Here is a 1,713-nt window from a genome sequence, read left to right as displayed (position 1 = left end):
CCACCGCGGGCGGCACGCTGACCGTGCATGACGTCGATACCGGGGAGGCGCATTTTGCCGCCGTCGATCCGGCGGATTTGGTCGGCACCTACGGCACCTTCAGCTTCGATTCCGCGACCGGCGTCTGGGGCTACACGCTCGATAACGGCAAGGCGGCGACCGACGCGCTGACCGACGGCCAGCACGTCGCCGACACGCTGACGGTGACCTCGGTCGACGGCACCGCCAGCCAGACCATCACCGTCAACATCACCGGCGCCAACGATGCGGCGACGATCACGGCCTCGGCGAGCGAAGAGACCGCGGTGACCGAGGATGGCGCCGGCAACGGCACCGTCGCAGCGGTGCCTGGCGATGCCACCGCGGGCGGCACGCTGACCGTCCACGACGTCGATACCGGGGAGGCGCATTTTGCCGACGTCGATCCGGCGGATCTGTCCGGCACCTACGGCACCTTCAGCTTCAACTCCGCCACCGGCGTCTGGGGCTACACGCTCGACAACGGCAAGGCGGCGACCGACGCGCTGACCGACGGCCAGCACGTCACCGACACGCTGACGGTGAGCTCGGCCGACGGCACCGCGAGCCAGACCATCACCGTCAACATCACCGGCGCCAACGATGCGGCGACGATCTCGACTTCGGGCATCCAGGACACCGCGGTGACCGAGGATGGTGCCGGCAACGGCACTGTTCCGCCCACCACCGGCGATGCCACCGCGGGCGGCACGCTGACCGTCCACGACGTCGATACCGGGGAGGCGCATTTTGCCGCCGTCGATCCGGCGGATCTGTCCGGCACCTACGGCACCTTCAGCTTCAACTCCGCCACCGGCGTCTGGGGCTACACGCTCGACAACGGCAGGGCGGCGACCGATGCGCTGACCGACGGCCAGCACGTCACCGACACGCTGATCGTGAACTCGGCCGACGGCACCGCGAGCCAGACCATCACCGTCAACATCACCGGCGCCAATGATGCGGCGACGATCGCCGCCTCCGGCATCCAGGACACCGCGGTGACCGAGGATGGTGCCGGCAACGGCACTGTTCTGGCAACCACCGGCGATGCCACCGCGGGCGGCACGCTGACCGTGCATGACGTCGATACCGGGGAGGCGCATTTTGCCGCCGTCGATCCGGCGGATCTGTCCGGCACCTACGGCACCTTCAGCTTCGATTCCGTGACTGGCGTCTGGGGCTACACGCTCGACAACGGCAAGGCCGCGACCGATGCGCTGACCGACGGCCAGCACGTCACCGACACGCTGATCGTGAGCTCGGCCGACGGCACCGCCAGCCAGACCATCACCGTCAACATCACCGGCGCCAATGATGCGGCGACGATCACGGCCTCGGCGAGCGAAGAGACCGCGGTGACCGAGGATGGTGCCGGCAACGGCACCGTCGCGGCGGTGCCTGGCGATGCCACCGCGGGCGGCACGCTGACCGTGCATGACGTCGACACCGGGGAGGCGCATTTTGCCGCGGTCGATCCGGCGGATCTGTCCGGCACCTACGGCACCTTCACCTTCAACTCCGCCACCGGCGTCTGGGGCTACACGCTCGACAACGGCAGGGCGGCGACCGACGCGCTGACCGACGGCCAGCACGTCACCGACACGCTGATCGTGAGCTCGGCCGACGGCACCGCGAGCCAGACCATCACCGTCAATATCACCGGCGCCAATGATGCGGCGACGATCGCCGCCT

Annotated in this window: 1 protein-coding gene; it reads left to right on the top strand. The window is 68.9% G+C overall.

Translation table 11 applies throughout. The features are described 5' to 3' along the window. A partial coding sequence (locus JQ633_RS35030; RefSeq protein ID WP_211990396.1) for a VCBS domain-containing protein occupies positions 1-1,713 on the top strand: 1,713 nt, incomplete at both ends.

The organism is Bradyrhizobium tropiciagri (assembly GCF_018130505.1).
Classification (GTDB): Bacteria; Pseudomonadota; Alphaproteobacteria; order Rhizobiales; family Xanthobacteraceae; genus Bradyrhizobium; species Bradyrhizobium tropiciagri_B.
Note: the sequence above shows the minus strand (reverse complement) of the source record. Positions and strands in the feature narration are given on the sequence as shown.